Source organism: Lentzea waywayandensis, from assembly GCF_900115955.1.
In the GTDB taxonomy this organism is placed as follows: domain Bacteria; phylum Actinomycetota; class Actinomycetes; order Mycobacteriales; family Pseudonocardiaceae; genus Lentzea; species Lentzea waywayandensis.
The window spans coordinates 558849-583951 of sequence record NZ_FOYL01000005.1; the positions used below are offsets into that span (position 1 = coordinate 558849).

A 25103-nucleotide genomic window follows, 5' to 3' on the forward strand; every position below is an offset into this window, starting at 1 on the left:
GCTCAGTGGCGGACCGGAGCCCTGCCACTGAGTCACGTGTGCAGAGGGTGTTCGGCCGGCCGGGCTCGAACCGGCGTCCACCCGGAGAGTCGAGCCGGGCGTTCTACCGCTGAACTACAGCCGAACGAACGCCAGCCTGCTCATCCCGCCGCGTCCTGTCCACCGAATACCGGGGATACCGGGGCCTTGCCGCTGTACACGCCGGCGCGGCGCAACGCCATGCCCCACACGGGATCCGCGACGGCCACGCCGTGCACGAGTTCCGGGGTCGGGCGGAAGCGGGCGGTGGCGCCGTGCGCGCGTGGAGCCGACCAGCCGGAGCGAGCCGGGTCCATGTCGAAGCTGCGGCAGGCGCGTTCGACATCGCCGCGCGTACAGGTCGCGGTGCCGTCGAGAACCTCCCACGGCAGCGGCAGAGCGGCCCACACGTCGGTGTCCGAGTGCAGGTCGCCGCCCGTGTCGCGGTGCCACCACGCGAGGTCGGCCGCCATCAGCCGCATCGCCTTGCCCGGCCACGCGTCGGCCAGCAGGTCGGCGGCTCCGGCGGCGTGCAGGCTGGAGATCCAGCCCGCGCGGGCGGCGTTGTAGGCGCGCGCGAAGGTGTTCCAGGTGGACGAGTCGTGTCCTCGGCGGACGACCATGTTCGCCTGCTCGAAGTCGTTCTCCTGCCAGAGGTCGCCCAGCACGGCCGCCGCCGACCGCGTGGCAGCCGACCAGCGGCCGATCTGGTTGCCGAGCTGTTCCGGCGTCAGGTGGCCCAGCACCTCCTCGGTCGGGTGGGCCAGGGCGATCATCGCCCAGTCCGTGCCGGCGGCGAGGCGGCAGCGGCGCAGCAGTGCCGCCGCGACCTGGTCGAACGCGTTGTCGCGGCCGAGCAGCGTGAACCGGCGGCGCAGCTTGCGGCGGGCCGTGTAGTAGGCGATGAAGCACGCGGCGTTGACGTCCGCGCGGAAGCGGTCGCGGTCGATCGTGCCGACGAAACCGGCGGCGGCGAGCAGGGTGACGTCGCGCGTCACGATCACGCGGTCGAGGCGGTCCGCCTTGGCCGACAGCCTGCGCAGCATCCGGAAGCGGCGGTTGTACTGGCGCTTCGACAGACCGATGCCCGCGGCGGCCCGCTCGTCGCGGTTCAGGCGGTCGGAGAGGAAGTCCGTGCGGTCCGGGTCCCAGGCGATCTCCGCGCCCACGAGCGACGCGAACTCCAGCACGGACAACGGGTCGTCCGCGTCGACGGCACCGTCCACGCCGAACACGACCCGCGTCGCGGCCACCTGGCGAGCGGCGCCGACCGGGCGGGCGTAGTCGTCGCTCATGCCCGAGAACCCGTGCCAGCGCCGGGCGTGCAACGCCACCTCGCCGATCACGCGGTGCTCAGCTTCCGTCAGCGAGGGCTGAGCCTCGCGAACCAGGGTCGCGACGTCCTCCGGGCGCATCCGCGCGTCGAGCGAGCGGTACAGGCGGTCCAGTGCGTCCACGCCTTCCAGAAGACCATGCAGGTCCAGCTGTTTTCCGGCTTTGCCCTACCCTTTTCAACCGTGCTGGTGCTGCTTCCCCCGTCGGAGACCAAGGCGATCGGCGGCGAGGGCGCGCCGCTCGACCTCGACGCGCTGTCGTTCCCCGAGCTCAACCCGGTCCGCGACAAGCTGGTGTCCGCGCTGGCCGATCTCGCGAAGGACGTCCCGGCGAGCCTCAAGGCGCTCGACATCTCCGAACGCCAGGTCGACGAGGTGCACCGCAACGCCTCACTGCGCACGTCGGAGACCACGCCCGCGCTGCTGCGCTACACCGGCGTGCTCTACGACAACCTGGACTTCCCGTCACTGAAGAAGGCCGAGAAAGAACGCGCCTACCAGCGGCTCGCGGTCGCGTCGGCGCTGTTCGGGGCGATTCGCGGCGGCGATCCCGTGCCCGCGTACCGGCTGTCCGGTGGGAGCGCGCTACCCGGTCACGGCGGCCTGCGCACGGTGTGGAAACCAGTGCTGGAGCCCGTGTTCAAGGAGGCCGACGAGTTCGTCGTCGACCTGCGGTCCGGCGCGTACTCGAGCCTCGCGCGGATCCCGCACGCCGTCGTCGTCCGGGTGATCACGAGCGAAGGCAAGGTCGTGAGCCACTTCAACAAGGCGCACAAGGGGCTGCTCGCGCGCGCCATCGCGAAGTCCAACAGTGAGCCCGCGGACCTGAAAAGCCTGGTCAAGCTCGCGCAGAAGGCCGGGCTCACGATGGTGCCGACGGGCGAGAAGACCGCGGACCTGATCACCGGTTAATTCGGTTGCGGGCACCAGTCCCGCAAGGCAAGCTTCCCTCCGAAGCGTGAAACGAAGCTGGATCGAGGAGGTGCGTGATGTCAGAGCCTGTCTTTGGACGTGGCACCGCGTTCGCGACCCGTCCAGCCGCCCTTCGCGCCTGATCAGCACCGTTTGATCGCAGAGCGCCAGTGGGGCGGTCACCTTCATCGCCAGGGAGACCCCACCGTGCGCGAGCACGATCTTTTCGAACGTTACGAATCTGCTTTCGATGGCGCCGACGACACCATGCGGCGCAAGGGAAAGCGCACCAACCGGATCGCCGACGACGCGGGACCCACGCGTCGCGGCCGAATGACCGAAGAAGAGAAGCTGCGGGTCTCGCGACTGCGCGAGGACCAGCTCAGCACCGCGGACACCCCCGAGGACGGCGACCGCTGGTCCACGTGGGGCGACGCCGACCAGGGTCCGAAACCGCACCCCGACTGGCTCATCACGGAACTGGCCGCGGTGGACCGCGAGCTGGGCATCGTGAAGACCGGCAAGGAGGCGGACGTCTTCCTGCTGGAACGCGCCATCGGCGAGAGGTCGACCCTGCTCGCCGCCAAGCGCTACCGCAGCAACGACCACCGGATGTTCCACCGCGACGCGGGCTATCTCGAAGGTCGTCGCATGAAGAAGTCCCGTGAGACGCGGGCGATCGCGAACCGCACCGCGTTCGGGCGCAACCTGATCGCGGAGCAGTGGGCGGTCGCGGAGTTCGCCGCGCTCTCCCAGCTGTGGCAGATCGGCGCACCCGTGCCGTATCCGGTGCAGCGCAGCGGCACCGAGCTGCTGCTGGAGTTCATCGGTGACGCCGACGGCACTGCCGCGCCGCGGCTCGCGCAGGCCCGTCCCGACGAGGACGAGCTGCTCGACCTGTGGCGCCAGCTGGTCGCGACGCTGATGACGCTCGCCGAGGCGGGCATCACGCACGGCGACCTCTCGGCGTACAACCTGATGGTCCACGACGGCAGGCTGGTCATGATCGACCTGCCGCAGGTGGTCGACCTGGTCGCGAACCCTCGCGGCCCTGAGTTCCTCGACCGCGACGTGCGCAACATCTGCGGCTGGTTCGCCTCGCGCGGTCTGCCGCACGAGATCGGCGACCCGTCCGCGCTGGTGGCGACGCTGCTGGACGTGGCGGGTATGGCCTGACGCACGTTGCGCGCCCGGCCGTGTCCAACGACACTGCCGGGCGCGCAAGCTGTCGTCATTGATCAGCTAGACTGTGCTGTACACCGATGAAGGCCTGACAGCCGTTGACCGGTGTTTCCACCCACTCATCAGCGGCGTGACCATCACGCCGGGCCCGTCCTTGTGATCGGCACCGCGGTAGCTCGCGGGGCAGCCTCGAGACGTGCCATGTCCCGGAGGTTTGTTTTGCCATCAATGTCCGAAGGCCGTTCCGAGCGTGGGCAAAGCCGCAGGTCACCGCGGCGCCGCTCGGGTCGCCAGGGCAATTCCTCGCGTCCGCAGCAGCGGGTCGAGGAACCGATCGTCGCCGAGGTCTTCGAGAGCACGCTGCCGGAAGGCCCGCTGCCCTCGTTCGCTGAACTCGGCCTTGCCGACGCGCTCATCAAGTCGCTCGTCGCCAACGAAATCACCGAGCCGTTCCCGATCCAGGCGGCCACCCTTCCCGACGCCATGGCCGGCCGCGACATCCTCGGCCGTGGCCAGACCGGCTCCGGCAAGACGCTGGCGTTCGGCCTCGCGATGCTGACCCGCCTCGCGAGCGGCCGCTCCGTGCCGCACAAGCCGCGTGGCCTGATCCTCGTCCCGACCCGCGAGCTCGCGATGCAGGTGGAGACGGCTCTCATGCCGCACGCTCGCTCGCTGGGCCTGTGGTGCCGCGTCGTCGTCGGCGGCACGTCGTTCCCGCGCCAGATCGAACACCTGCGCCGCGGCGTCGACCTGCTGATCGCGACGCCGGGCCGTTTGTCCGACCACGTCCGCCAGGGCACGTGCGACCTCGGCTCCGTCGAGATCACCGCGCTGGACGAGGCCGACCAGATGGCGGACATGGGCTTCATGCCCCAGGTCCGCGCGATCCTCGACCTGACCCCGCAGGACGGACAGCGTCTGCTGTTCTCCGCGACGCTCGACGGCGACGTGGACAAGCTGGTCCGCCAGTACCTGCACAGCCCGGTGACGCACTCGGTGGCCCCGGCCACCGCCAGCGTCACGACCATGGAGCACCACCTGCTGTTCGTGTCCGCTGAGGACAAGCAGAACGTGGTGAACGAGGTGGCCGCGCGCGAGGGCCGCACGATCATGTTCGTGCGCACCAAGCACCACGTGGACCGCCTGGCCAAGAAGCTGCGTTCGATGGGCGTCAACGCCGGAGCGCTGCACGGCGGCAAGGCGCAGAGCGCGCGCACCCGCGTGCTCGGCGAGTTCCGCGAGGGCACCATGCCGGTCCTGATCGCCACCGACGTCGCCGCCCGCGGCATCCACGTCGATGACGTCTCGCTGGTCGTCCACGTCGACCCGCCGGCCGACCCGAAGGACTACCTGCACCGCGCCGGCCGCACGGCCCGCGCAGGCCAGTCCGGCACGGTCGTCACCCTGGTCACGCACGACCAGCGTCGCGCCGTCCAGGGCATGGCCGCGCGTGCGGGCATCCGTCCGGAGAGCACGAAGGTGCGCCCCGGTGACGAGGACCTGGTCCGCATCACCGGCGCCCGCATCCCGAGCGGCGAGCCGATCATCGAGCGCGAGAAGCCGGCCCGCCGCAGCGGTGGCTCCGGCGGTCGTCGCTTCGGCGCTCCCGCTGCCGGTGGCAGCGGTGGCGGTGGCTACCGCGGCGGCTCCGGCCGGCGCACCGAGGGTGGCGAGTTCCGTGGTGGACCGCGCCGTTCGGAGCGTTCCGAGGGCGGTCGCACGTTCGGGCGGACCGAGCGCGGCGCGGGTCGTCCGCGCCGGGCAGCACCGCAGCACTGAGCTTGATCTGATCAACGGCTGAAGGCCGCTTCCCCGCTTCGGGGAGGCGGCCTTCGTCGTGTGTACGGTGCGGCATGGGGCGGAACTGGTACCTGCTGTGGAGCGGCAGCGCCATCTCGGCGTTGGGGGACGGCATCTTCCTGGCGGCACTTCCGCTGCTCGCCACCACGCTCACGCAGGATCCGAAGCTGATCGCCGGCGTCAGCTTCTTCGGCGCGCTCCCCTGGCTGCTGGTCGCGCTTCCGGCCGGTGCGGCCGCGGACCGGTACGACGGCCGAAGACTGTTGATCGCGGCGTTGTGGGTTCAGTGCGTGCTCATGGCGTTGCTCGCGGCCTTTCACAGCACACACATCGCGTTCCTGTACGGCATGGCGTTCCTGATCGGCACGGCCGAGAACATCCCCAGAGCCGTGGGGCAGCCGCTCATCAAGGCCACCGTGGAGAACCACCTGCTGGAGCGGGCGAACGGGCGGCTGTTCGCGTCGCAGGCGGTGGCGTTGCAGTTCGTGGGGCCACCACTCGGCGGGCTGCTGTTCGCGATCGCGGTGCCTGCGCCGTTCTGGGTCAACGCGCTGACGTTCGCGCTGGCAGCGGTGCTGGTCAGCAAGATGCGCACCGAACGCAAGGAGCCGACCGCGAGGCCGAAGGTCGCGGAAGGCTTGCGGTGGCTGATGAAGCACAAGGCGTTGAGAACCATCACGGTCGTGTCGGCGACGACGAACCTGTGCATCGCGATGACGATGGCGACGCTGGTGTTGTTCGCCCAGCAGAGACTTGGGCTGACGAACGCCGGGTTCGGGGCCTTTCTGGCCACTCTCGCGTGTGGCGGGGTCGCTGGCGGACTGCTCGCCGAACGGTTGCTCGCGAGGTATCGCAGCACGGTCACGGCGACCGTCGTGCTGATTCCGTTGATGTGGCTGGGAATCGCGACGCTCGCCCACGACCTCGCAACGGTCGCGGCGTTCGCGGTGGTGAGTTCGTTCTGCACGGCGGTGTGGGGCGTGGCGACCGCGAGCTTCCGGCAGAGAGTGGTGCCCACGGAGTTGCTCGGCCGCGTCAGCAGCGCGCAGACCCTGATCACCTGGGGTGTTCAGCCGGTCGGCGCGCTGCTGGGCGGACTCACCGCTGACTACTTCGGACTGCTTGCTCCTTGGTACGTGTCGGTCGCACTGAGAACCGCTGTGGGGCTGCTCAGCCTCACACCGCTGCGGCGAACTGCGCTGAGTACAGCCGGTGGTACGCACCCTGCCTAGCGAGCAGTTCGTCGTGCGTGCCCTGTTCGACGATGCGCCCGGCCTCCATCACCAGGATCAGGTCGGCGTCGCGGATGGTGGACAGCCGGTGGGCGATGACGAACGACGTGCGTGACGAGCGCAGTGCTGCCATGGCGTGCTGCACCAACGACTCCGTGCGGGTGTCGACCGAGCTGGTCGCCTCGTCGAGGATCAGCAGCGTCGGGTCGGACAGGAACGCACGCGCGATGGTGAGCAGCTGCTTTTCGCCTGCCGAGACGTTCGAGCCCTCCTCGTCGATCACGGTGTCGTAGCCGTCGGGCAGGCAGCGCACGAAACGGTCCACATAGGTCGCTTCGGCCGCAGCGAGGATCTCCTCCTCTGTAGCGCCCGGTTTGCCGTACGCGATGTTGTCGCGGATCGTGCCGCCGAACAGCCATGTCTCCTGCAGCACCATGCTTGCCTGTGCGCGCAGGTCCGCGCGGCGCAGCGAGGTGATGTCGACATCGTCGAGAGTGATGCGGCCGCCGCTGAGTTCGTAGAACCGCATGATGAGGTTCACCAGCGTCGTCTTGCCCGCGCCGGTCGGGCCGACGATGGCGATCATCTGGCCGGGTTCCGCTACCAGCGAGAGGTTCTCGATCAACGGCTTGTCCGGGTCGTAGGAGAACGACACGTCCTGGAACTCGACCTTGCCGCAGCGCCACGGCGGCGGAACGGCGTCCGCTGCGTCGGGGCGTTGTTCCGGTGCGTCGAGCAGTTCGAACACCCGCTCCGCCGACGCCACGCCGGACTGGAGCAGGTTCGACAGCGAGGCGGCCTGGGTGAGCGGCTGGGTGAACTGGCGCGAGTACTGGATGAACGCCGTCACCTCGCCCAATGTCATGCTGCCGGAGGTGATGCGCAGGCCGCCGATCACCGCGATGGCGACGTAGCTGAGGTTCGACAGGAACATCATCGACGGCATGATCAGGCCGGACACGAACTGCGCGCCGGCCGCCGCCTCGTACAGCTCGTCGTTGCGGCGGCGGAACTCCGCCTCCGACTCCTGCTGCCTGCCGAACGCCGTCACCAGCTGGTGGCCGCTGAACGCCTCCTCGATGTGCGCGTTCAGCCGGCCGGTGTGCTTCCACTGCGCCACGAACTGCTTCTGCGCGCGCTTGCCGATCGCGCCGGTCAGGGCGACCGAGATCGGGATGACCAGCATCATCACCACCGCGAGCAGCGGCGAGATCACGAACATCATCACGGTCACGCCGATGATGCTCAGAACGGCCGTCAGCAGCTGGCTCATGGTCTGCTGCAACGTCGTCGAGATGTTGTCGATGTCGTTGGTGACGCGGGAGAGCAGCTCACCGCGCGGCTGGCCGTCGAAGTACTTGAGCGGCAACCGGTGCAGCTTCGCCTCAACGCTCTCGCGCAGCCGGTAGACCACGCGCTGCACCACCGTGTTCAGCAGCCGCCCCTGAAACCAGCCGAACAGCGAGGCCAGCACGTACAGGCCCAGCGCGAAGGAGAGCACGCCAGCCAGTGAACCGAACGCGATCCCGTCCCCGATGAGGCCGTCGAAGATGATGTCGGTGGCGTCGCCGAGGATCTTCGGGCCCAGGACGGTGAACGCGATGCCGAGCACGCCCAGTCCGACGACGGCGGCGAAGGTGACGCGTTCGGGTTTCATCAGGCCGGCCAGACGCCGGGCCGACGTGCGGAAGTCCGCCGCCTTGCTGACCGGCGCCTGCATGGCGAACCGGCCGGCGGGGCCGCCCAGCGGCCGCGGCTGCTCACGAGTGGTGGTGGTCATGACGCCTCCTCCGGCGTGAGCTGGGAGTGGACGATCTCCAGGTAGGTGGGGCAGTTGTCCATCAGTTCGCGGTGCGTGCCCCTGCCGACGATCTCGCCGTTCTCCAGCACGAGGATCTGGTCGGCTTGAGCCACGGTGGAGACCCGCTGCGCCACGACGATCACGGCTGCGTCGCGCGTGTACGGCCGCAGTGCCGCGCGCAACGCCGCGTCGGTGGCGAGGTCGAGCGCGGAGAACGAGTCGTCGAACAGGTACACGTCAGGCCTGCGCACCAGTGCCCGCGCGATGGAGAGCCGTTGCCGCTGGCCGCCGGACAAGTTGGTGCCGCCCTGCGAGATCACCGCGTCGAGCCCGCCCATCGCGGTGACGAAGTCGCGCGACTGCGCGATGTCCAGCGCCGTCCACATCTGCTCGTCGGTGGCGTCAGGTGCGCCGTGCTGAAGGTTCGACCGCACGGTTCCGGTGAACAGGTACGACACCTGCGGCACGAGCCCGATCCTCGATCGCAACGCCTCGGGGTCCTGCGCCCGCACGTCGACGCCGCCGACCCGCACCTCCCCCGCCGTCACGTCGATCAGCCGCGGGATCAGGCTCATCAACGTGGTCTTGCCGGAGCCGGTGCTGCCGATGATCGCGGTGGTCTGCCCGGCGCCTACGCTGAACGACGTGCTCCTGAGCACCGGCGCGTCGGCACCGGGGTACCGGAACTCCGCGCTGTGAAAGGAAACCTCTCCACGTCCAACAGAGGCGGCCACCGACTCCGAAGGAGCGTGCACCGACGGTTCGGTCTCGATGACCTCCATGATCCGCCCCGCACTGACGGAGGCACGCGGCACCATCGTCGAGATGAACGACGCCATCATCACCGACATCAGGATCTGCAGGAGGTAGGCGAGGAACGCGGTGAGCGCGCCGACCCGCATCTCCCCGTCCGCCACGCGCTGCGCCCCGAACCACAAGACCGCGACGCTGGAGACGTTGAAGATCAGCATGACCGTCGGGAAGATCATCGCCTGTAGCCGGCCTGCCCTCAGCGCGACGTCGGTGAGCTGCGCGTTGGCGTCGGCGAACCGTTCGGTCTCCGCCTTCTCCCGCACGAACGCCCGCACCACGCGCACGCCGGTGAGCTGTTCGCGCAGCACCCGGTTCACGTGGTCGATGCGCTCCTGCTGACGCCGGAACAACGGCACCATCCGCACGGTGATCATGGCGACCGCGATCGCCAGCACCGGCACGCACACCAGCAGCAACCACGACAGCCCGACGTCCTCGCGCAAAGCCATCACCACACCGGCCACGGACATGATCGGCGCCGCGACGAACATCGTCGTCAGCATCACCACCAGCACCTGGACCTGCTGCACGTCGTTGGTCGTGCGGGTGATCAGCGACGGCGCCCCGAACCGCGCGACCTCCTGCGCGGAGAACGAGCCGACCCGGTGGAACACCCCAGAGCGCACGTCCCGCCCGAACGCCATCGCGGCGCGCGTGCCGTACCGGACGGCCACGATCGAACAGGCGATCTGGAGCAGCGAGACGACGAGCATCCAGACGCCCTGATCCACGATGTACGAGGTGTCACCGCGCGCGACGCCGTTGTCGATGATGTCGGCGTTGAGACTCGGCAGGTACAGCGAGGCGATCGTGCCGACGAGCTGCAACGCGACGACGATGGTCAACTCCCTGCGATACGGCCGCAGGTAGGTCGTCAGCAGGCGGGTGAGCACTCGGTCCCCGCCTGGCGGCGAGGCTGTCTGGGTGGACAAGCAAGGCTCCTGTAGGTCGAGAGGTGCACGAAAAAACCACCGTCCAGGCCGAAGCCTGAACGGTGGCAGGTAAAGCCGCAGAGTGAATTCGCTACTTCCTGGCCGCCGCCTTGAAGGTCCACTGGGCAACGGAACCGGAACAGGACGCCGCCGTCACCTTGCCGGACGCATCTCGGTAGCACTTGGTGTTGTACTGCATGTCCGAAATCGTCTTGTTCGGGTTGATCGACCACTGCTGAGCCGGTCCGCCGTCGCACTTCTTCAGCAGCACCTTGCCCGAGGACAGCGTGGTGCACTGCTGGGGCGAGCCCTGCTCCATGAACGCGCCGTGGAACTTGAACTGCTGGTTCGCGGCGCCAGTGCAGGTGGCCGTGGTCAGCTGCGAGCCGGACGCGCCGCCCTGAAGGCACTTGCCGGTCGAGACGTTCTTGTACTCGCCGTTGGTGGTCTTGGGCTTCGCGCCGCCGTAGCACTCGCCGGTCGAGGTGTTGAAGATCGGCGTCGGGTCCACCTGGAGGTTCGACGGTGGGTTGAGGATGGTCTCCTCCATCACCGGCTTGCCGTCGTCGTGGTAGTTCGTCAGCGCGTCCTCGCAGTCGATCGCGTTCATGGCGTTGCCGCCCTTGCCGCCGACCCACGCGTCGAAGTGCCACAGCTTCGGGCCGCCGTTGGGGCCGTTGCCGTTCCAGTCCTGCTCACAGGAGGAACAGGAGTCCTCCATGATGAAGTACTTCTTGACCCGCGGGAAATAGATCTTCGTTCCCGGCCTGGCCTCTTTGCTGGACGTCGCGAACGTGATCGGGTCCGACCACGTGCCCTTTCCGCCGGCCGAGTCGTGGATCTGCGGATAGGCGATGTCACCACCGGGCGGCGTGTTGTCGTACCAGCCGTAGAAGGTCCAGAAGACCTGTTGGGGTGCCGCGTTCGCCGGTGTCGAAACGACCAAACCGGACATCGCAAGCACAATGCCTGCCGCCAAAGACAGGACGCGTTTCATGCGGGCCTCCGCAAACCGGTGGACTTAGGCGGCGTGAATGCAGAGTCCACCGGGTGCGCGGCTTTTGTAAAGAAACTTATCTAACTATTTGCGGAAGCAATCCCCGCGACGGGGCCGACCACGATGATCGCCGGAGGACGAACCTCCCAGGTCTTCACGTCCGCACCCAGCGAGTCCAAAGTGGACCGGAAAACGCGCTGAGACGCAGTACTGCCTTCCTGAATGACCGCGACGGGCGTCGAACCGGGGCGGCCTTCCATCAACGCCGTGGCGAACGCACCGGCTCGTTCGACGGCCATCATCAGCACGACGGTGCCACGAAGGCGTGCGATCGCGGACCAGTCAACGAGAGAGCGCGGGTCGTCCGGCGCGACGTGGCCGGAGACGACGACGACCTCGTGCGCCACGCCTCGGTGCGTCACCGGCACACCGGCCAGCGCGGGCACGCCGAACGCCGACGTCACGCCCGGCACCACGGTCACGGGGATCCCGGCCTCGGCGCACGCCAGCAGTTCCTCGAAACCACGCCCGAAGACGTACGGGTCGCCGCCCTTGAGCCGGACGACGAACTTCCCCTCCTTGGCGCGGTCGATCAGCGTCTGGTTGATGAACTCCTGCGTCGCCGCACGGCCGTACGGGATCTTCGCCGCGTCCACGACCTCGACGTGCGCGGGCAGTTCCTCCAGCAGTTCGCGCGGTGCCAGCCGATCGGCCACGACCACGTCCGCGTGGGCCAGCAATCGCTTGCCCTGCACGGTGATCAGCTCGGGATCGCCGGGTCCGCCACCCACCAGCGCCACGCCCACGGGCGGAGCGGCCTGGTCCGCGATGCGCCCGTCGCGCAACGCCGCCACGAGCCCGTCCCGCACGGAAGCCGACCGGCGGTGCTCGCCACCCGCCAGCACACCGATCAACATGCCGTCGTGCGTGCCGGTCGCCGGCGTCACGGCCGTGCCCTCGACTGCGATGTCCGCGCGCACACAGAACACCCGCTGCGAGAGCGCTTCTTCGCCGATCTGCGTATTCACCTCAACGTGCGATGTGCACGCCACCACGTACCACGCGCCCTCGACGTCGCCGGCCTCGTAACGCCGCTCATGCCACGTCAGCTCGCCCGCGTCGACCATGCCCTGCACGGCGGGTGTGACGGACGGCGACACGAGCTCGACGACGGCGCCGGACGCGATCAGGCGAGGTAGACGGCGCTGCGCGACCGTGCCTCCGCCGACCACGAGGACGCGCCGGCCCCGGAGGTCGAGGCCGGCCAGGTAGTGCTGTTCAAAGGGCATGCGTAGAAGCATCCACACGGGACACGCCGTGTCCAGCCGAAGGGAACATGGTCACAGCGCCAGCAGCTCGAAAGAGGTGGCTAGACCCCCTCCGAACCGCTTCCCGACGTTCTCCGCCATCGAACGGAGGAACGTCGCCGGATCGGCCATGTCGCCGCTCAACGCCTCCAGGTACGCCTTGTGCGCGCGTAGAGAGACCACGGAGGCATAGAAGGAGTCGGTGATGTCCACGGCGTGCGTCGCCAACGGCGAGGACGCCGCCGCCACGTACTTCACGCCTTCCCACTTCTCCAGCCCGAGCTCCGGGAATATCCACCGGTTGCCCGCGTCCCGCACCGCGTCGACGGTCGCGCGTCCGACGGCGATGTGGTCGGCCATGTTCAGCCCACCGCCGGGCCACGTCTCGCGGTGGTTGCCGGTGATCACGAACTCCGGCTTGTGGCGGCGGATGGCGGCCGCGATGTCGCGCCGCAGCGGAAGGCCGTACTCGATGGTGCCGTCCGGGTGGTCCAGGAACTCGACCTCGGTCACGCCGACGGCCACGCATGCCGCGATCTGCTCCGCGACCCGCAACGGCCCGCAGACAGTCGGTTCCAACGAGTCGATGCCGTTCTCACCACGGCACGCGAGCAGGTACGCGATGTTCTTGCCTTGGGCGGTCCAACGCGCGATAGCGCCCGCACCGCCGTACTCCATGTCATCGGGATGAGCGACGACGACCAGCGCGCTCGACCAGTCTTCCGGCACAGCTTCCAGATCAGCCATGCGTGCAGGGTGCGCGCCACGGCACGCACCCTGCAACAGACAAACGACCGCTTAGAGCTGAGCAGTGATCACCGAGTAGTACGGGGCGATCCGGCCGTACACGCCGGGGTAGCCGGCACCGGCGCAACCGCGGCCCCACGAGGTGTCACCGATGAGCTTGCCGCCGAACACCAGCGGGCCACCGGAGTCGCCCTGGCAGGTGTCGACGCCGCCCTGCGGGAAGCCCGCGCACACCATGGAGGTGTTGCTGTACTGCGAGTACGCGGTCTTGCAGGTCGCGTCCGAGGTCAGCGGCACGTTGGCCTTGAGCAGGTACCGCGAGGCGGAACCGCCCGAGGACGTGGTGCCCCAGCCGAGGATCAGCGCGGAGTTGCCGGCCGTGTAGAGCGCGGTGTCGGACGGCGTGGCCAGCGGCAGGGTGGCCGAGCTGATGTTGCGGTCCAGCGTCAGCACGGCCACGTCGTAGCCGGCGGTCGCCGTGGTGTAGCTCGGGTGCACCCAGATCTTGGTCACGTTCGCGACCGTGCCCACGGTGCTCTGCTTGTCGTCACGTCCGTGCACGACGCGCGTGCTGGCAGGCGTGCGGCCCTTCACGCAGTGTGCGGCGGTGACGACCTTGTTGGCCTTCGTCAGCGTGCCTCCGCAGAACTGCGAACCGGAGGTCGAGGCCAGGTAGACCACCCACGGATAGGTCGAGGTGCTCGCCCGCGTACCACCGACGATCATCGGCGACACGTCGCCGGCGTTGGCCGCGGGGGCGATGAAGAAGATGCTCGCGAGAGCGGACACCACGACGGACACGATCAGGCGATGCAGGGTTTTCGCCATGTTGCCAGTCCTTCCCGATGACACTGTGTGTGCAGGGTGTACAGCAGCGGCACACACAGCGTCACGGGCGGAGAATCAGCAGCACAACCGCCACTTGTCTGTTTAGGGCGGTTTGACTTTTGACTTAGTTCTTTTCGATTCCTCGTGCGTCGAACGCAGATCGGATGAATGCTGCATCCGTGTCACCGTAAAGTTTCCTGGCGGTCTCCACGGTCACCGTGGCGGCCTGCGCGAAGGAGGTCGAGGGCGAGTAGGAGAACTGCGCCTCCAGCACGATCTTCGCCGCCTTGTCCCGGCCGAACCGGGTGTAGATGTCCCACAGCGCCCGCGACCAGATCTGGCCGTCGAAGTGCACCTCGTTCTGCCGCTGGCTCACCGTGATGCTGGTGTCGGTGCGGCGCAGGCAGTGCGGCGTCTCGGTCGTGTACGCCGTGGCGTCCCAGTCCATGATGCACGCCAACGGGACCTTGGCCGTGTCCTGTGCGTCGCGGGAGGACATGATCAACGCCCACCAGTCGCCGAAGCCCTCACCGATCGAGCCGCCGTCGAGGGACGAGCCGAAGCCCGGCACCTGGGCGTCCTGGATCGCGTGGCCGAGCTCGTGCCACACCACCTCGACGTCCTCGGCGTCGTCCACGCCGCCCGTGCCGAAGGTGATCTGGTCCTTCGACGGGTCGTAGAACGAGTTGTCCTCGGTCAGGCCGAGCGTCGTGATCTTCTGCGCCTCGTTGTTGATGTTCTTGAAACCGAGGCTCTGGATGTACTTCTGCGCCTCCGTCACGCCCCAGTAGGCGTTGACCTGCTCGAAGAGGTCGTTGTTCCGCGTGTACTCGAACTTGTTGCTCTTGTTGTACGCGAGCTTGCTCTTGGCGCCGGTCAGCGTCGCGTAGCTGCCCTTGAGGTAGCCGGAACCGTCCAGATCGGACAGCGTGACCGTCTTGTACGCGGCGGCGGGCACTGCCGAGTCGGCGTCGTTGGCGTCCTTGAGGTCCTGGTTCTGCTGCGACGACACGGGGTTCGGGCTGAACACCTTGCCGGTGCCGTTCGCGTGCTTGACCAGGCTCTCGGTCTTCACGACGGCGCCGGACTCCGCGTGCACCAGCGTGCGCTCGGATCCCTTGCCGTTGTCGGAGATCACCTCGTAGACGAGGCCGGTGCCGGGCAGCACCTTGAGGTTCGCGCCCTCGGGAGCACTCACCTTGGTCTTGGCGTCCTCGGCGGTGACGGCGGGCGTGACGTCGACCGCGCCGACCGCGATCCTGCCGTCGTCCACGGTCTTCACGCCGGTCGACTTGTCGACGTGCTCGACGTAGTAGGCGCCCAGCACCGGTTTTCCGTCGAACGTCTGCTCGTACCAGGTGTGCGTGGCGGTCAGGGAGTCGCGGACGGTCAGCAGCCGCAAGCCTTCCTTGGGCGCGGCGGCCTGGGCGGTGATCGTCAGCAGGGACAGCGCGACGCCGGCGGTGCAGGCGACGGCGACGAGACGACGGGCTCTCATGCCGGTCTCCAGTGCTTTCGGGCCCGGTGCAGGGGTGGGCCGTGTGCATGGCGACGCTAATCAAGAAAACTTCGGCAGAGACCCTACGAAAGAAGGAAAAACATCAGCGTTCCCATATTCCGGGAACAACAATTACGTCGGCTTCGACCGGATTGTCCAGCGTTGGTCCGGTTCCAAATGCGACGAACGCGACCGCGGCCCCACGCGAGGCCAAATCACACGCGCCCTCGTGGCCGACTTCGGTGCCAGAGCGCAGAAGCGGCCCGACGGCGTCGATCGCCTCGGGCGTCCCGATCACGAACGCCGCGCGCCGGATCTCCGCCTCCGCGCGGGGCGTGCGTTCCTCCGCGGAGCCGGGACCGAGCCCGACCAGGGCGAGCCGGCCGCGCGGCAGCACCCGTGCCGCGGCCACGGTCACGTTGTCCCGCTTGAACTTCTCGGCCGCCAGCTCGATCGGTCCGCCGTGGCCGATGCTCCGCGCGCCCCGCAACGCGGCCGCCTCCGCGACGCTCGCGGTGCCCATCGAGTTGCGCACCACCGAGCTCGGGTTCGGCACACCGATCTCGGCGAGTTCCTCGGTCGGGAACGTCAGCAGCTCGGCGGTGTCGCCGTGCCAGAAACCCCAGTCCTCCACCGCGTCCACGATGCCGGGTTCGTCCGCCTTGGCGTCCGCCGTCGCGAACGCCTTGATGGCACGCAGATCCAGACCACCGTGGCTGTCCAGTTCCGACAGTGCGGCACCCACGCTCGTGGCCGACGCACCGCGCGTCGAGCCCACACCGACGACGAGCGTGCGCGGCACGATCCGCAGCACGTTGTCCTTGGTCGCGGCGGCCCGGTCGTCGATGACGATCACCCAGGTCGCGTCCTCACCGCCCGCCACGACGTTCGGCGGCAAGGCGGGCAGCGGGAAGTTCAACGGGTTGCGCAGCACGACCTTCTCGCCCGCCTCGATGGCGGCGGTGCAGGCCGCGACGTCGCCGTCCGCGGTGGCGTCGAGCTGTTCGACCAGCTCGTCCAGGACCGAGTCGATGGACGGGCCGCTGGTCACCACGGCCGTGCGGTTCAGCAGGTCCGCGACGTGGCGGGCGAACACGTCCACGTCACCGGCCAGCGCGACGACGAAGTGTTCGTCCACGCACACCACGGCGGGGTCGGATCGCTTGTCCCGCAACAAGGGCGCGATCAGCCGGACCGCGGCGGCCGCGTCCAGGAACAGCACGACGGCGCCCAGGCGGGGCCAGAGACCGCGGACGGCGGGCTTGACCGGACCGTCGGGGACGACGGCGTCGGCACCGAGAAGCCCGGCCAGATCTGCGGCGTCACCACGTTGGGCGGCGCCGGCGAACACACCGATCACTTCTTGGATCCCCACAACACGGTCACCGGTACGGCAGGCGCGAAACCGGAATCCAGCAGGCGCGAGGCGGTCCAGTGCACGCCCTCGACCTCGTACCCCGCGGCCTGCAACGCATCCCGCGCGGGCACGATCTCGTCCACGCTCTCCGTCGCGACGACGACGCGCTTGGCCGATGCCGCCGCGCTCGCCTTGACCGCGCTCAGATTGCCGCGGCCGACGAACACCGCGTCCGGACGCGGCAACGAGGGCGCGTCCAGTTCGGCTTCCTCGACACGGACGTCGACGCCGTGCGCGGAGGCGTTCGCGATGATGCGAACGCACTGCACGGGATCCGGCTCGACCGCGATCACCGCGGCACCCAGCCGGGCACACTCGACGCCGACCGCGCCGGAACCTGCGAGCACGTCCCACACCAGCACGCCGGGACGTGGGGCGAGGCGGGCCAGCACGAACGCGCGGACCTCGGCGCCGAGCACGTGCGTGCGGCTTCCGAAGGCGTCGTCCGGCAGCGCCCAGCCGTCGTTCGCACGGAGGAACTCGTTGTCCGCCAGGCACAACACGGCGTCCGGTGCGGTCCAACGCCTCGTCACCGCGTCCCGCGGGTCCACAGTGGTCAGTTCGCCCGAGTCCTGCACGATCAGGGATCGGCGCCAGCCCGCGAGGCCGGCACCGATCTCGGCGGGCCCGATGCCGTCGGCCAGCTTGACGAGCACGGCGGAACGGGCGCGGCACACGTTCAGCGCGGGACGCAGGCCGTCCGCCGCATCGACGATCTCGACGGGGCGGCCCGCTGCCTCCAGCAGCTTCTCGACCGACATCAGTTGCCGGCGGTGCGCTTGGGCTTACGGGCGGCTGGCCGCTTCTTGGGAGTGGCCGTCGAAGCGCGGACCGTCGGGGGCTTCGGCTTCTCCGCCGCGACCACCGTCAGCTTCGGCTTCGGCGCGGGCTCCTCGGCGGGCTTGCGCACCGACTGTTGTATTTCCTCCACCGCCGTCCACGCCGGGTTCGGCTCGGCGACGGGAGCGGTGGCGGCAGCGGGCTCGGACGCGGGAATCGGCTCGTCCACGCGGGTCGCGATGCGCGAGGCGGCGCGGCGGGACCAGCGGGTCGGGCGGGCGGCGCGCAGCGGCTCGTCCACCGACGTCGTCGCCGAGGCCGAGACACGACGCGTGGGCGCCTTCACCGCGGCACCGACGAGGAACAGCGTCGGGCGGTACAGCTTGTGCTGCTTCACCACCGACTCGAGCTCGCCGACCGTGGTGTGCACGACCAGTTCGTCGGCCTGGCTCACCTTGTACGCGACGACGACCGGCGTGGCCTCGGAGTACCCGCCCTGGAGCAGCTTCTCCACGAACTGGCCGGTGCGCGCGCCCGAGACCGTGGCGGCCATCGTGGTCTGCAGCGCGGCGAACTCGCTCACGAGCTCGCTGCTCTCCGGCGAGATCAGCACGGTGGACGACGCCTCGGTCAGCGTCAGCTCGCGGCCGATCTTGGCGGCAGCGGCGGCGACGACGGACACGCCCGGCACGACCTCGACCTCGAGACCGAGACGCACGCACAGGTCGTGCTGCTCCTGGACGCCACCGCCGGTCGCGGCGTCGCCCGAGTGCAGGCGCACGACGACCTGACGTGACGCGGCGGCACGGCGGTACAGGTCGGTGATCTCCTCCGGCGTGACGCGGGAGAAGTCGACCAGTTCGGCGTCGGCACGGGCGTGCTCGCGGACGCACTCGACGTCCACCGCCGTGGGTGCCCAGATGACGACGTCGGCGTCCGCGATGCGGCGCGCGCCTCGGAGAGTGATGAGGTCGGCGGCACCGGGACCGGCGCCGACGAAGGAGACCCGACCGGTCGTCGTCACGACAGCTCCACAGGGGGTTTCGGGGAGAGACTTAAGCGATGACCGTACCGTCTGCCACTCCTGCCACGAACGGGTGGCAGGCCCGCACGAAACGGGCTACGGCCTCCGGATCACCGGCGGGGTGCGTGTGCAGGTACGACGCGTGCACACCGCCCACCACGAACCCCTCGGCGACGGGCCGTGAGTCGACGCCGCGCCAGTGCCAGGCGGGCGGGGCCGAGTGCGGTGTGGACAGCTGGGTCCGGTGGAACTCGTGGCCGGTCACGCGGCTGCCCGGCGGGTGCAGCGGTGAGCTCGCGGAGGCCACCGCGTCCCGATACCCGAGGGTCAGCTTCGGGGTCATGAACCCCTCGGCGTCGAGCACGCCGCACATCGGGTGCCCGTCCAGTGATCTCGCGAGGTACAGCAACCCTCCGCACTCGGCGTGGACCGGCGCACCCGAACGAGCGAACCGGGTCACCGCCTCGCGCAACTTCGCGTTGGCCGACAGGGCTTCCGCGTGCTGCTCGGGGAATCCGCCGGGCAGGACGAGGCCCGAAGTGCCCTCCGGAAGATCTTCGTCGTGGAGCGGATCGACGACGGCGACGGCCGCGCCCGCCGCTTCCAGCACCTCGACGTGCTCGGCGTAGCCGAACGTGAACGCCGCCCCGCCCGCGACCGCGATCACCGGCTCGTTCTCGACGCGGTCGACCTGGGGTTCCCACGCGGCGACGGCCATCGCGGGCACCGACGCGGCCAGCCTGCGCACCGCGTCGAGATCGACGTGCTTGGCCACGGCGGCGGCGATGGCGTCGACCGCGGCGACGGCCTCCGGGCCGTGCTCCGCCGCCGTCACGAGCCCCAAATGCCGTGAGGGCAAGGAGAACTGCGGATCGCGCGGCAGCACGCCGAGCACGTCGAGACCCACTTCGTCGCACGCCGACCGAAGCACCTGCTCGTGCCGTTCCGACCCGACCTGGTTGAGGATCACGCCGCCGAGCCGGACCGTGGGGTCGTAGCCGCGGAAGCCGTGCAGCAGCGCGGCGAGCGACCGGCTTTGCCCGCGTGCGTCCACGACGAACAGCACCGGCGCGTTGATCAGCTTGGCGACGTGCGCGGTCGAGCCGATGCCGGCGGTGTCGATGCGGCCGTCGAACAGCCCCATCACGCCCTCGACCACCGCGATGTCGCAGCCCTTGGAGCCGTGCGCGAACAGGGCGGGGATCCGGTGCTCGCCGACCATCACGGGGTCGAGGTTGCGGCCGGGCCTGTTCGTGGCGAGCGAGTGGTAGCCGGGGTCGATGTAGTCGGGTCCCACCTTGAACGGCGCGACCCGCGACCCGGCGCGGCGCAACGCGGCCATCAGGCCCGTCGCGACGGTGGTCTTGCCGCTGCCCGAGGCCGGGGCCGCGACGACCAGGCGGTTCACCACCTGGCCCCCCGCTGTCCGGAGCCGGTGGCGGCGCCCACCGGCCTGCTCGCCGCCTGGTCGCCTCGCCGCCCCAGGCCGGTGGCCGCGCCCGTCAGCCTGTTCACCACTCGATCCCCCGCTGGCCCTTCTGCCCGGCGTCCATCGGGTGCTTGACCTTGGTCATCTCCACCACGAGGTCGGCGGCGTCGACCAGCTTCTGCGGCGCGTACCGCCCGGTGATCACGACATGCTGGTGGCCAGGCCGGTTCGCCAGGGTCTCCACCACCTCGTCGACGTCGATCCAGCCCCAGTGCAGCGGGTAGGTGAACTCGTCGAGCACGTAGAAGCCGTGGCGTTCGGCGTTGATCCGGCGCTGGATCTCGTGCCAGCCTTCGAGCGCGGCCGTGGCGTGGTCGTCCTCGGTGCCCTGCTTGCGGGTCCAGGACCAGCCCTCGCCCATCTTGTGCCACTCGACCGCGCCGCCCTCGCCGGTCTCGTCGTGCAGCCGGCCGAGCGCCTTGAACGCGGACTCCTCGCCGACCTTCCACTTGGCGGACTTCACGAACTGGAACACGCCGATGTCCCAGCCCTGATTCCAGCCGCGCAGCGCCATGCCGAACGCCGACGTCGACTTCCCCTTCATCTCACCGGTGTGCAGCATCAGCAACGGCCGGTTGCGGCGCTGCCGGGTGGTCAAGCCGTCCTTCGGCACCTCGGTGGGTTGTCCTTGAGGCACTGGGGTTCTCCTTATGCGGCCCGGACGACGCCGGCGAGGTGGTCGGCGCTGAGCTGGTCGAGCTTCACGCAGGTGCCCTGCAACGCCTCGGCGATCTTCTGCGCGAGGCCGAGGCGGACGTGGCCCTGTTCGCAGTCGACGACCACGACGGCGGTGTTCTCGAGCAGGGTTGCGGCCTTGAGCGCGTCCTTGGTCGGGTCGCCGCCCAGGCCGGACGACGTCGCGCGGCCGTCGGTCAGCAGCACCACGAGCGGGCGCTTCTGCGGGTCGCGCATCCGTTCGATCTCCAGGACGCGGTGGGCCTTCATCAGACCGTCCGCGAGCGGGGTCCGGCCGCCGGTGCGCATCTTCTTGAGCCTGGTGGCCGCCGCGTCCACGGAAGTCGTTGGGGGCAAAGCGACTTCGGCGCTCTGACCGCGGAACGTCACCACGCCGACCTTGTCCCGGCGCTGGTAGGCGTCGCGCAGCAACGAGATCACCGCGCCGCTGACGGCCGACATCCGCTTCTGCGCCGCCATCGAGCCGGAGGCGTCGACGACGAACAGGACGAGGTTCGACTCCTTGCCCTCCCTGACCGCCTTGCGCAGGTCGGAGGCGGTGAGCAGCAGTCCGGGGCCACGACGGCCACGCGCTTGCTGGTGCGGCGCGGCGTTCGTGAGCGTGTCGACGAGGTGCAGCCCGTTGCCGTCCACTTTGGACGAACGGACGATCCGGCCGGTGCGGGCGCGGGCCCGGGAACGCTTGCCGGGCGCGCCTTCCCCGACTCCGGGAACCTCCAGCAGCCGCGCCTTGAACGCGGGCGACGGCTCCGGTGCCGGACGGTCGCTGGGCGCGTTTCCATTGCCCTTCGGGCCTTCCTGCGGCTCGGGCAGCTCGCCGCCGCCGGGACCGTCGTCGTCCGGGCCTTCCTCCGGCTCCTCCGCGTGCTCGGCAGCCTGGCGCATCGCGTCCTCGAGCTGCTGTTCCTCGATGCCGGGCTCGTCGAACGGGTCGCGGCGGCGCCGGTGCGGCAGGGCGAGCCTGACCGCGGTCTCGACGTCGGTCTCCTCGACGCTTTCGGCACCTCGCCACGCCGCGTGGGCAGTCGCCGCACGGGCGACGACGAGGTCCGCGCGCATGCCGTCGACCTCGAAAGCCGCGCAGACGGCGGCGATCCGGCGCAACTCACTGTCCGGAAGGGACACCTGAGGAAGCTTCTGCTTCGCGTCGGCGATCTGCTGCTTGAGCTTCGCGTCCTCGGCTTCCCACTTCTCCGCGAACGTCACGGGGTCGGCCTCGTAGGCGAGCCTGCGCCGGATCACCTCGGTGCGCACACTCACGTCCCGCGCCGCCTTCACCGCCACGGTCAGCCCGAACCGGTCGAGCAGCTGCGGCCGAAGCTCGCCTTCCTCGGGATTCATGGTGCCGACCAGCAGGAACTGCGACGGGTGCGAGACCGACACGCCCTCGCGTTCCACGTGCGCGCGCCCCATCGCGGCGGCGTCGAGCAGCAGGTCGACCAGGTGGTCGTGCAGCAGGTTGACCTCGTCGACGTAGAGCACGCCCCGGTGCGCCGAGGCCAGCAGCCCTGGCTGGAACGCCCGCACGCCCTCGGTCAGCGCCTTCTCCAGGTCGAGCGACCCGACCAGGCGGTCCTCGGTGGCACCCACGGGCAGCTCGACGAGCTTGGCCGGGCGACGTTCGACACCGTCGTGCGGCACGTCGGGGCAGTCGGTACTGCCGGGCACGCAGCCGAAACGGCAGCCTCGCGAAACGTCCAGCTCGGGCAGAAGCGCGGCGAGGGCGCGCACGATGGTCGACTTCGCGGTCCCCTTCTCGCCGCGGACGAGAACGCCGCCGATGCCGGGATGAACGGCGTTCAGCAGCAGGGCAAGCCGGAGGTCGTCATGTCCGACAACAGCCGAAAAGGGGAACATGCTCGGCGAAGTCCTTCCTCGGGTGTCCACGCCCGCGGTCGGTGATCAAGAGGGGAACGAGTTCCTGACTCCCGGTTCTCTCACTACCGGTCACAGTCGCGGGACGGCGCCGGATTCGCACCGGCTTCCTCGCACTCCCCTCACAGCCCCGGCATCGTCGCATTTCGCACCCTCAGGTCCAACAGCCAGGTGAGCGATGTCGCGTCAGGAATGCGGTAGTCTTGGCTTGCGCAGACGCACTAGCGCTGTGAAGTGGACCCGGCAGCCTTCCGGACGGTGGGTGGGCCGGGTTTCGCGTATTTCAGAGGACTTCCAGCGAGGCCACCAAGGGTTCCACCCTCTTCTTCCAGTGGCCACCGCGATGCCAGCACCACGCGACCGCGTCAGGCAACGCCAGCAGAGGCTCCTCGTGGGCGCGATGGTGCCGGTAGACGAGAGTGTCGTGGCAGCCGAGATCCCGAACACAGCGGTAGAGCAGCTTCTTGTCCGCCTCCAGGACGGAATCGTCCTGTTCGAGCACCAGCATCGAGACACCGGAACCGGCAAGGTCGGCAACCAGCCGAACGAGGCATGCGTCACGCTGGCGGCGCCGGGCGTGCGCGGAACCGTCGTAGATCGTGACTTCGGGCGCGATCTCCACAACGACGTCGAGGATCTGCTTCCTCCGCTGGTCGGACTCCTTGTGGAAATGGATGCGCCGCTGGTTGGCCATGATCAGGCCTCGAACGGTGCGACGAGCGGCCGCGAGGTCGCCTGGTACCAAAGCGGCTGCTGTGACCAGGTAACCCTTCTCCTTGGTCTCGTCCACGAACACGTGGGCGGTCATGCTGAAATTGCCTCCTGATCACACCCCGAGATCAGATCGTGACAGAAGGCTTGGCGACACGATTGAGCGATGTCGCCCTCAGATCAGGCTCTGGAACTCCGCCCAGGCCTCCCGCACCTCGTCCGCCGTCCACTCCAGCGCGGGCTCGGCGACGGTGATCTCGTTCTTCGCGAGCATGCCGTCCCGCCAGAAGTTGCCGAGGAACTTGCCGCTCACCTCGGTCAGCCGCTTCGGGTCGCCGGGCAGGTGCAGCGCGAACTGGTGGGTGTGCGGCTCGGGCAGGCCCATGGCGGACGCCACGACCTTGGCGTGCTCGACGTAGGTGCCCAGCCGGGGCAGCACGGTGTCCAGGCCGTGCAACGCGGACAGCGCCGCCGGCCACTGCTGGAACAGCATGCCGCCGTACCGGTGCCGCCACACCCGCGCCTGGTCGACGAAGTCCTGGGTGCCGGCGAGCGCCGCGCCGGAGATGCCTTCGAGGGACTTGTAGAACGACACGTAGACCGAGTCGAACAGGCCCGCGATCTCGGGCAGCGGCTTGCCCAGGCCGAAGGTGCTCTCCCACAGCCTGGCGCCGTCGAGGTGCACGACCGCGTCCCGTTCGCGAGCGGCATCGACGAGCGACGTCAGCTCGTCCCAGGTCGGCAGGACGAACCCGGCCTCGCGGTCCGGCACCTCCAGCAGCAGCGTCCCGTACGGCTCCGGGCAGGTCGCGACCTCGGAGTTCGCCACCTTGATCGGGCGCAGGCCGGACAGCACGGTCAGCGCGTCGTCCTCGTGGTTCAACGGGTGTGCCTGGGGATGCATCGCCACGATCGGGTTGTGGGTGCGGTCGGCCCAGCAGCGCAACGCGATCTGCTGCGCCATGGTCCCGGTCGGCACGAACAGCGCGGCCTCGGTGCCCAGCAGCTGCGCGACCCGCGTCTCCAGCGCGCCCACCGGGCCGCCGTCGCCGTAGCGGTCGGGATCGACGTCCGGCACCGGGCCGAGCCTCTCCAGCAGCGTCTTCTTGCGGGTTCCGGAGAGCTGTCGGTTCATCACCCGGGCATCAAACCTCAGCGGCGAGCGTGTCCGCGAGCGAGATAACGCCCGCCCGGATCTCGGCGGCCTTCATGCCCTGGGCCAGCAGGAACTCGATGTGCTCGCCCCGCAGCACGGCCAGCACGGTGTGCGCCTTGAACGTCGAGCCGACCAACCGGGCCAGCCGCTCGACGGTGATCCGGAAGTTGCCCTCGCAGCTGCGCACCGTCGTCCGCTCCACGGCGATGACCAGCGGCAACGACGCCAGCACGTGGTCGAACAGCGTGCCGGCGAACTCTCCGGCGGAGCGGCACTCCAACGACGCGGTCTGGATCCACGAGGCTGCCGTCTCGTCGACCACCGCCCTGACCAGGCCCGCCTTGTCGCCGAACCGCCGGAACACGGTGCCCTTGCCGACGCCCGCCGCCAGCGCCACGTCCTCCACCGACACGGCGTCGATGCCGCGCTCACCGATCAGCCGGGTGGCGGCCACCAGGATCGCGGCCCGGTTGCGGGCGGCATCGGCACGTTCCAACGAACTCTCCCTTGACACAAGCGGACCGGCAGTCCGTATTCTAGCAACCGGACCGACG

At 69.3% G+C, this 25103-nt stretch carries 21 protein-coding genes, 1 tRNA gene and 1 riboswitch; of the genes, 4 read left to right on the forward strand and 18 right to left on the reverse strand.

Annotation, left to right across the window (positions count from 1 at the left end; translation table 11 throughout):
• Window positions 1-50: 50 nt before the first annotated feature.
• Together BM417_RS22785 and BM417_RS22790 are read right to left on the reverse strand one after the other, a co-directional pair.
• Window positions 51-124, reverse strand: a tRNA-Ser gene (locus BM417_RS22785).
• Between the two features lie 16 nt (window positions 125-140).
• On the reverse strand, window positions 141-1475 hold the full coding sequence (locus BM417_RS22790; protein WP_093597721.1) for a hypothetical protein: 1335 nt from the start codon (window positions 1473-1475) through the stop codon (window positions 141-143).
• A gap of 60 nt (window positions 1476-1535) precedes the next feature.
• Here BM417_RS22790 and yaaA point away from each other — a divergent pair, with 60 nt between their 5' ends.
• The 4 genes from yaaA to BM417_RS22810 all read left to right on the forward strand — a co-directional run bounded on the left by yaaA (window position 1536) and on the right by BM417_RS22810 (window position 6478).
• Window positions 1536-2264, forward strand: a complete 729-nt coding sequence (gene yaaA / locus BM417_RS22795; RefSeq protein ID WP_093597724.1) for a peroxide stress protein YaaA — start codon at window positions 1536-1538, stop codon at window positions 2262-2264.
• Window positions 2265-2471: 207 nt separating this feature from the next.
• Window positions 2472-3440: a serine protein kinase RIO gene (locus BM417_RS22800; protein ID WP_407656167.1), complete on the forward strand. Its 969-nt coding sequence runs from the start codon at window positions 2472-2474 to the stop codon at window positions 3438-3440.
• A gap of 234 nt (window positions 3441-3674) precedes the next feature.
• Window positions 3675-5225 (forward strand): DEAD/DEAH box helicase, encoded by a 1551-nt coding sequence (locus BM417_RS22805; protein WP_093597727.1) that lies wholly within the window; start codon window positions 3675-3677, stop codon window positions 5223-5225.
• A 74-nt stretch (window positions 5226-5299) separates the two neighbouring features.
• Window positions 5300-6478, forward strand: a complete 1179-nt coding sequence (locus BM417_RS22810) for an MFS transporter (protein ID WP_093597730.1) — start codon at window positions 5300-5302, stop codon at window positions 6476-6478.
• Here the strand turns inward: BM417_RS22810 and BM417_RS22815 are convergent.
• From BM417_RS22815 to BM417_RS22890, 16 genes are all read right to left on the reverse strand, one after another.
• A complete protein-coding gene (locus BM417_RS22815) occupies window positions 6423-8258 on the reverse strand; it encodes an ABC transporter ATP-binding protein (RefSeq protein WP_093597733.1) in 1836 nt (611 codons plus the stop codon). The two genes, BM417_RS22810 and BM417_RS22815, sit on opposite strands and share 56 nt — an antisense overlap.
• On the reverse strand, window positions 8255-9985 hold the full coding sequence (locus tag BM417_RS22820) for an ABC transporter ATP-binding protein (protein WP_093597736.1): 1731 nt from the start codon (window positions 9983-9985) through the stop codon (window positions 8255-8257). The genes BM417_RS22815 and BM417_RS22820 overlap by 4 nt, the downstream gene beginning before the upstream one ends.
• Window positions 9986-10115: 130 nt before the next feature.
• The gene (locus tag BM417_RS22825; protein WP_245822081.1) at window positions 10116-10979 is read right to left on the reverse strand and encodes an RICIN domain-containing protein; all 864 of its coding nucleotides are present in this window, start codon (window positions 10977-10979) and stop codon (window positions 10116-10118) included.
• A gap of 122 nt (window positions 10980-11101) precedes the next feature.
• The gene (gene cobA, locus BM417_RS22830) at window positions 11102-12310 is read right to left on the reverse strand and encodes a uroporphyrinogen-III C-methyltransferase (protein ID WP_093597741.1); all 1209 of its coding nucleotides are present in this window, start codon (window positions 12308-12310) and stop codon (window positions 11102-11104) included.
• Window positions 12311-12361: 51 nt separating this feature from the next.
• Window positions 12362-13075, reverse strand: coding sequence for a PIG-L deacetylase family protein (locus tag BM417_RS22835; protein ID WP_093597744.1), 714 nt, complete (start codon window positions 13073-13075; stop codon window positions 12362-12364).
• A gap of 51 nt (window positions 13076-13126) precedes the next feature.
• Window positions 13127-13903, reverse strand: coding sequence for a S1 family peptidase (locus tag BM417_RS22840; RefSeq protein ID WP_093597747.1), 777 nt, complete (start codon window positions 13901-13903; stop codon window positions 13127-13129).
• A 124-nt stretch (window positions 13904-14027) separates the two neighbouring features.
• Complete coding sequence (locus tag BM417_RS22845; RefSeq protein ID WP_093597750.1) at window positions 14028-15401, reverse strand: M36 family metallopeptidase; 1374 nt, start codon at window positions 15399-15401, stop codon at window positions 14028-14030.
• A gap of 103 nt (window positions 15402-15504) precedes the next feature.
• On the reverse strand, window positions 15505-16761 hold the full coding sequence (locus BM417_RS22850) for a cobalamin biosynthesis protein (protein WP_093597753.1): 1257 nt from the start codon (window positions 16759-16761) through the stop codon (window positions 15505-15507).
• Complete coding sequence (locus BM417_RS22855) at window positions 16758-17579, reverse strand: hypothetical protein (RefSeq protein WP_093597756.1); 822 nt, start codon at window positions 17577-17579, stop codon at window positions 16758-16760. Before BM417_RS22855 ends, BM417_RS22850 begins: the two co-directional genes overlap by 4 nt.
• Window positions 17579-18622: a cobalt-precorrin-4/precorrin-4 C(11)-methyltransferase gene (locus tag BM417_RS22860; protein WP_093597759.1), complete on the reverse strand. Its 1044-nt coding sequence runs from the start codon at window positions 18620-18622 to the stop codon at window positions 17579-17581. The genes BM417_RS22855 and BM417_RS22860 overlap by 1 nt, the downstream gene beginning before the upstream one ends.
• 31 nt (window positions 18623-18653) lie before the next feature.
• On the reverse strand, window positions 18654-20033 hold the full coding sequence (locus tag BM417_RS22865; RefSeq protein ID WP_245822083.1) for a cobyrinate a,c-diamide synthase: 1380 nt from the start codon (window positions 20031-20033) through the stop codon (window positions 18654-18656).
• Window positions 20034-20133: 100 nt separating this feature from the next.
• Window positions 20134-20748, reverse strand: coding sequence for a cob(I)yrinic acid a,c-diamide adenosyltransferase (gene cobO, locus BM417_RS22870; protein ID WP_090074249.1), 615 nt, complete (start codon window positions 20746-20748; stop codon window positions 20134-20136).
• Between the two features lie 11 nt (window positions 20749-20759).
• Window positions 20760-22664 carry a putative cobaltochelatase gene (locus BM417_RS22875; RefSeq protein WP_093597762.1) on the reverse strand — a complete coding sequence of 635 codons (1905 nt, stop codon included), beginning with the start codon at window positions 22662-22664 and terminating at the stop codon, window positions 20760-20762.
• A gap of 38 nt (window positions 22665-22702) precedes the next feature.
• Window positions 22703-22818, reverse strand: a riboswitch (cobalamin riboswitch).
• Window positions 22819-22965: 147 nt separating this feature from the next.
• Window positions 22966-23490: a hypothetical protein gene (locus BM417_RS22880; protein ID WP_093597765.1), complete on the reverse strand. Its 525-nt coding sequence runs from the start codon at window positions 23488-23490 to the stop codon at window positions 22966-22968.
• A 78-nt stretch (window positions 23491-23568) separates the two neighbouring features.
• The gene (locus BM417_RS22885; RefSeq protein WP_093597768.1) at window positions 23569-24528 is read right to left on the reverse strand and encodes a threonine aldolase family protein; all 960 of its coding nucleotides are present in this window, start codon (window positions 24526-24528) and stop codon (window positions 23569-23571) included.
• 10 nt (window positions 24529-24538) lie between these two features.
• Window positions 24539-25045, reverse strand: coding sequence for a helix-turn-helix domain-containing protein (locus tag BM417_RS22890; RefSeq protein WP_245822084.1), 507 nt, complete (start codon window positions 25043-25045; stop codon window positions 24539-24541).
• Window positions 25046-25103: the final 58 nt, after the last annotated feature.